Source organism: Caldimonas sp., assembly GCF_046289365.1.
Taxonomy (GTDB): domain Bacteria; phylum Pseudomonadota; class Gammaproteobacteria; order Burkholderiales; family Burkholderiaceae_C; genus Caldimonas.
The window spans coordinates 21,413-27,412 of record NZ_JBKBVU010000025.1 but is presented as its reverse complement, the minus strand read 5'-3'; the positions used below and the strand labels follow the sequence as shown (position 1 = coordinate 27,412).

Below are 6,000 nucleotides of genomic sequence, written 5' to 3'. Positions count from 1 at the left end.
CTGGGCATGCTCGGCCTTCAGATCGCGCACGCGGGGCAGCGGGCGCTTGTCGGCCACTTCGCGCGCGAAGGCCAGCGCACCGGCCAGCAGGTCGCCTTCAATGAGACGGTCGAAGAGCTTCTGGCCGGGAATGCCGGCAAGCACCTCGCTCTTGACGGCGTCACCGCTGACGATCATGTTGAGTGCATTCTCGACACCGATCACGCGCGGCAGGCGCTGGGTGCCCCCGGCGCCGGGCACCAGCCCGATCTTCACCTCGGGCAGAGCCACCTGGGTGCCTGGGGCCGCCACGCGATAGTGGCAGCCCAGCGCCAGTTCGAGCCCGCCGCCCATGCACACGCTGTGGATGGCCGCCACGACGGGCTTGTCGCAGTTCTCGGCCATCTTGATCACACTGAGCAGATTGGGCTCCTGCACGGCCTTGGGCGAACCGAATTCCCGGATGTCGGCGCCACCACTGAAGGCCTTGCCTGCGCCGGTGATCACGATGGCTCGCACGGCCGGGTCGTCCTGGGCCTGCTGCAGACCGTCGGTGATGCCCTTGCGGGTGTCGTAGCCCAGGCCGTTGACGGGAGGATTGTTCAGGGTGATGACGGCAACATCGCCGTGAAGCTCATAACTGGCACTCATCGGTAGGCCCCTTTGCGGTGGAGATGCTTGCGAATAGAACGATCGTTCGAGTGTAAGAAACAAGAACGCCGGCGCTTTGTCGCCGGCGTGACAGAACAGGACAAATATGCCGTCGCGGCGCGGCAGCCAAGGGTGCTACACCTCCAGCCATTCCTTGCGAATATAGGCGTTGCCGCGCAGGTCGTCAGGTGTGCCCTCGAAGACGATGCGGCCATGGCCCATGACGTAGCACCGCGTGGAGATTTCCAGCGCGATGGTGAGCTTTTGCTCCACCAGCAGCACGCTCACGCCGCGGCGCTTGAGTTCGTTGAGGTACTGGGCCACCTGCTCGACGATCTTGGGGGCGAGGCCCTCGGTGGGCTCGTCGATCATGATGAGATCGGGGTCGCCCATCAGCGTGCGGCACAGCGTGAGCATCTGCTGCTCGCCTCCCGAGAGCACCCCGGCCTCAGTGTGCTGGCGCTCCTTCAGGCGCGGGAACAGCTTGTACATGTCGTCGAAGCTCCAGCGCCCCGACTGGCCCTGCTTCTTCTGGCCCAACATCAGGTTCTGGTGCACCGTGAGCTTGGGGAAGATGTCGCGGTTCTCGGGCACGTAGCCGATGCCGCGGTGGGCGATGTCGAAGGCATGGCGGCCCAGAATCTCTTCGCCCTTCCATTGGATGGACCCCTGCCCTTCGACCAGGCCCATCACCGTCTTGACGGTGGTGGATCGGCCCGACCCGTTGCGGCCGAGCAGACTCACGATCTCGCCGGGCTTGACGTCCATGTGCACCCCGTGCAGCACATGGCTCTTTCCATAGAAGGCATGCAGGTTCTCGATGTGCAGCATGGTCTCAGGCTCCTACAGTGGCGGCGGCGGCCTGCTGCTCGGCCAGCACCGACCCGAGATAGGCCTCCTGCACGCGCTGGTTGGCGCGCACCGCATCGGGCTCGTCGTAGGCGATCACCTCTCCGTAGACCAGCACCGCGATCTTGTCGGCCAGGCCGAAGACCACGCCCATGTCGTGCTCCACTGTGAGCAGGGTCTTGCCTTCGGTGACCTCGCGGATGAGCTGGATGAAGCGCTTGGTCTCGGACTTGCTCATGCCGGCCGTGGGTTCATCGAGCAGTATGACGTTGCTGCCACCGGCGATCGTCAGGCCGATCTCCAGCGCACGCTGCTCGGCGTAGGTGAGGTTCATCACTTGGGTGTCGCGTTTGCGGTCGAGCTTGAGCATCTCCAGCACTTCTTCGGTGCGTTCGTTGGCGTCTTCAAGGTCAGCCAGGAACTTCCAGAAGGCGTAACGGTAGCCCATGGACCACAGCACGGCACATCGCACGTTCTCGAACACCGTGAGGCGGTGAAACAGGTTGGAGACCTGGAAACTGCGCGACAGCCCCCGGCGGTTGACCTCGTAGGGTTTGAGCCCGTCGATGCGCTCGCCATGGAGCAGGATCTCGCCGCTTGTGGGGGCGAAACGCCCGCTGATCAGGTTGAACAGCGTGGACTTGCCCGCCCCGTTCGGACCGATGATGGCCACCCGCTCGCCGGCCTTCACCTGCAGGCTGGTCCCGCGGATGATCTCGGTCTTGCCGAAGCTCTTGCGCACGTCCCTCAGTTCGACAGCGAAGCTCATAGGGCCTCCCGGCGACGGATTTCCAACTCGATCTCCTCCTGGATCTGGTTCCACTGTTGGACAAAGCTGCGGCGCGCCACTTCGAACAGGGCCACGCCGGTGGCGAGCACGAAGACCGAACCGAACCAACTGTCGAAGCTGTGTGCGTTGAGCGTGGCCCCCATGAACTTCAGCTCAGGGCCCAGCGCCACGTTGAGCTGCATGTGGTAGATCATCTCGATCATGGCTGCCGCCCCGGTGATGGCCACCGCGCCCGTGCCGCCCAGAGCGAGGTAGGACGTCCACAGCCGCCGCAGCTTGCCGAAGGCGGCCACGCGCAGGTTCATCATGATCAGGCTGGCAATGCCCCCGGGCGCATACATCACCATGAAGAGGAAGATCAGGCCCAGGTAGAGCAGCCAGGCGGCCGTCATCTCCGACAGCAGCACGAAGGCCACAACCATCAGAATCGCCCCGATGATCGGACCGAAGAAGAAGGTGGCCCCCCCCAGGAAGACGAACAGAAGGTAAGCCCCCGATCGGGCCGCGCCGACCACCTCGGCGGTCACGATCTCGAAGTTCAGCGCGCCCAGTCCGCCGGCAATACCAGCAAAGAAACCGGAGGCGCAAAAGGCCAGGTAACGCACCACCTGGGTGTTGTAGCCGATGAACTCGACACGCTCGGGGTTGTCGCGCACCGCATTGAGCATGCGCCCCAGCGGGGTGCGCGTGAAGGCATACATCGCGGCCGTGCAGATGAAGGTGTAGATGGCGATCAGGTAGTACAACTGCACCTGCGGACCGAAGGTGATGCCAAAAGGCTGGGCGCCTGTCACGCGGTTGCCGGTGATGCCGCCTTCGCCACCGAAAAACTCGGGGAACATCAGCGACATCGACCACACGAGCTCACCGATGCCCAGCGTGATCATCGCAAACGGGGTACCGGCCTTTTTCGTCGTGACCCAACCCAGCAGTACCGCAAAGAACAGCCCTGAGAGGCCGCCCACCAAGGGCAGCAGGCTGACGGGAAAGCCCGCCAGCGTGCCCGCGGAGATCATGTTGAGGGTGTGAATGGTCAGGAACGAGCCCAACCCGGAATAGACGGCGTGCCCGAAGCTGAGCATGCCACCCTGGCCCAGCAGCATGTTGTAGGCCAGGCAGGCGATGATGGCGATGCCCATCTGAGAAAGCATGGTCATCGACAGGCCGCTGGTGAATATCAGCGGGCTGACCAGCAAAACCAGGGCATACAGCGTCCAGATGATCCAGCGCCCCACGTTGTAGGGCTTGAAGTGGTAGACCGGCCGGGCGGCAGTCGCGGCAGCCGAGCCGGGGGCGTTGAGGGAATGCGCTTGCATGAGGTCAGCCCTCCCGGGTGCCCAGGAGACCCTTGGGACGGAAGATCAGGATCAGCACGAGGAAAAGGTAGGGCAGGATCGGCGCCACCTGGGAGATCGTCAGCTTGAACACGGGGTAGCCGAAGGTCTCGGGCGTGATCGTCCAGCCGAACTTCGCGAAGAAGTTGATGAACGAGTAGTCGATGGCCACGGCGAAGGTCTGGATAATGCCGATGAGCAGCGAGGCCAAGAAGGCGCCGGCCAATGAGCCCATGCCGCCCACCACCACGACCACGAAGATGATGGCCCCCACCGTGAAGGCCATGCCGGGCTCGGTGACGAAGGCGTTGCCGCCGATCACGCCCGCCAGCCCGGCCAGCGCCGCGCCGCCACCGAAAACGAGCATGAACACCCTGGGCACATTGTGCCCCAGGGCCTCGACCATCTCAGGGTGCGTGAGTGCGGCCTGGATCACCAGGCCCACGCGCGTGCGTGTGAGCAGCAGCCACAGCGACACCAGCATCAGCACCGCCACCAGCATCATGAAGCCGCGGTACTTCGGAAACTGGGTGCAGACGATGCGCACACCCTCTTCGGCCGAGCGGCACATCTCCGTCGGGGCAAGGCCCCATACCACGTCCAGCGCCCCGGCGGTGGAGCCCACGATGGTGAACAGCGGCCCTTGCAGCGCCTCGGGCACGCGGTAGTCCACCGCCGAGCGGCCCCACACGAGTTGCACCAGTTCGAGGATCACATAGCTCAGCCCGAAGGTGATCAGCAGCTCGGGCACATGGCCGAACTTGTGGACACGGCGCAGGCAGTACTTTTCGAACAAGGCGCCCAGCAGGCCCACCAACACGGGCGCGACCACCAAGGCTGGCCAGTAGCCCACGATCTGCATCGTGGTGTAGGCGAAGTAGGCGCCCAGCATGTAGAAGCTGGCATGGGCGAAGTTGAGCACGCCCATCATGCTGAAGATCAGCGTCAGGCCCGAACTGAGCATGAACAGCAAGAGCCCGTAGCTCAGGCCGTTGAGCATCGAGATCGTGAGGAACTGGAGGTCCATCGACGGTCAGCGCCCAAGGGCGCGGTGGTCAAAGAAAAGGGCCCGACAGGAAGATGCCATCGGGCCCGGGAGCGCGAGACTGCCCTGGATGCAGATCAAGAGGGACGCTTCATCTGGCACGACGTCGGGGTGCTGGACACATAGGGCTCGAAGTACTTGACCGGCACGAAGGTGAAACCGGTGTTTTCCGGGCTGTACGTGTTCTTTGCATCCGTCTTTTGCCAACGCGAGATGTACAGCCCTTGCTGGAGCTGATGGTCGGCGCGACGCATCTCGACCTCGCCGTTGAAGCTCTTGAACTTCAGCCCACTCATCGCGGCGGCCACCTTGACCGGATCGGTCGACTTGGCCTTGGCCATGGCGTTGCTCAGCAACGCGAAGGCATGGTAGGTGGCGCCGGTGTACCAGTCGTCGTTGAAGCGCTTGCGGAACTCGTCCTGGATCTTGGCGACCTCGCCCCCCATGTTGTAGTGGTTGTACGACACCTGGTAGATACGGCCTTCACCAGCCGCCCCGATGGCCGTGGGGGTGCCGCTCACACCGCCGTAGTAGACGTAGAACTTGGCGTTCAAGCCGGCATCGTTGGCCGCCTTGATCAGCAGCGTGAGGTCGGAACCCCAGTTGCCGGTGATCACCGAATCGGCGCCCGAGGCCTTGATCTTGGCGATGTAGGGCGCAAAGTCGCGCACCTGGGCCAGCGGATGCAGATCCTCGCCGACGATCTTGATGTCCGGGCGCTTGCGGGCCAGGTTCTCCTTGGCATAGCGCGCGACCTGGTGGCCGTGGGCGTAGTTCTGGTTGATCAGGTAGACGTTTTTGATGTCGGCCTGGTCCTTCATGAAGGTGGTCAGCGCCTCCATCTTCATCGAGGTGTCCGCATCCAGGCGGAAGTGCCAGTAGCTGCACTTGCTGTTGGTGAGGTCGGGGTCGACCGCAGCGTAGTTGAGATAGACGACTTCCTTGCCAGGGTTGCGCTCATTGTGCTTGGTGACGGCATCGGACAGCGCCAGCGCCGCACCGGAGCCGTTGCCCTGCACGATGTAGCGGATGCCCTGGTCAATGGCCGATTTCAGCGCGTTCAGGCTTTCCTGCGGGCTGAGCTTATTGTCGATGCCGATGACCTCGAACTTCACGCCGGCCGGGTTGTTGCGGCTGAAATACTCGGCCATGAACTGGAAGCTCTTGAGCTGGTTCTGGCCCACCGTGGCCATCAGACCGGACAGCGGGTCGATCCAGGCGATCTTCACGGTTTCGCCCTTTTGGGCAAAGGCCGTACCGCAGCACAGCGCGGCCGCGGCCAGGATCGACAGTTTCATGTGAGTGCGGCGGTTGATCATGGAAGGTCTCCTTGAGCTGTTGGCAGCGGGTGA

General features: G+C 63.5%; 6 protein-coding genes. All 6 read right to left on the bottom strand.

The features are described from left to right. The coding region (locus ACK42S_RS04610) for an enoyl-CoA hydratase/isomerase family protein (RefSeq protein WP_409703957.1) at positions 1–630 on the bottom strand (630 nt) is incomplete at its 3' end. A gap of 135 nt (positions 631–765) precedes the next feature. Further along, on the bottom strand, positions 766–1,461 hold the full coding sequence (locus tag ACK42S_RS04605; protein ID WP_409703955.1) for an ABC transporter ATP-binding protein: 696 nt from the start codon (positions 1,459–1,461) through the stop codon (positions 766–768). Between the two features lie 4 nt (positions 1,462–1,465). Beyond that, entirely contained in the window at positions 1,466–2,248 is a 783-nt protein-coding gene (locus ACK42S_RS04600; protein WP_409703953.1) for an ABC transporter ATP-binding protein, read from the bottom strand. After that, positions 2,245–3,585: a branched-chain amino acid ABC transporter permease gene (locus ACK42S_RS04595; RefSeq protein ID WP_409703951.1), complete on the bottom strand. Its 1,341-nt coding sequence runs from the start codon at positions 3,583–3,585 to the stop codon at positions 2,245–2,247. Before ACK42S_RS04595 ends, ACK42S_RS04600 begins: the two co-directional genes overlap by 4 nt. 4 nt (positions 3,586–3,589) lie before the next feature. Then, positions 3,590–4,630 (bottom strand): branched-chain amino acid ABC transporter permease, encoded by a 1,041-nt coding sequence (locus ACK42S_RS04590; protein WP_409703949.1) that lies wholly within the window; start codon positions 4,628–4,630, stop codon positions 3,590–3,592. Between the two features lie 95 nt (positions 4,631–4,725). Further along, positions 4,726–5,946, bottom strand: coding sequence for a branched-chain amino acid ABC transporter substrate-binding protein (locus ACK42S_RS04585; protein WP_409703947.1), 1,221 nt, complete (start codon positions 5,944–5,946; stop codon positions 4,726–4,728). Positions 5,947–6,000 lie beyond the last annotated feature (54 nt).

Excerpts from the sequence above, each read along its gene's own strand:
- ACK42S_RS04590 (WP_409703949.1), bottom strand. The coding sequence starts at position 4,630 with ATGGACCTCCAGTTCCTCACGATCTCGATGCTCAACGGCCTGAGCTAC.
- ACK42S_RS04605 (WP_409703955.1), bottom strand. The coding sequence starts at position 1,461 with ATGCTGCACATCGAGAACCTGCATGCCTTCTATGGAAAGAGCCATGTG.
- ACK42S_RS04585 (WP_409703947.1), bottom strand. The coding sequence starts at position 5,946 with ATGAAACTGTCGATCCTGGCCGCGGCCGCGCTGTGCTGCGGTACGGCC.
- ACK42S_RS04595 (WP_409703951.1), bottom strand. The coding sequence starts at position 3,585 with ATGCAAGCGCATTCCCTCAACGCCCCCGGCTCGGCTGCCGCGACTGCC.
- ACK42S_RS04600 (WP_409703953.1), bottom strand. The coding sequence starts at position 2,248 with ATGAGCTTCGCTGTCGAACTGAGGGACGTGCGCAAGAGCTTCGGCAAG.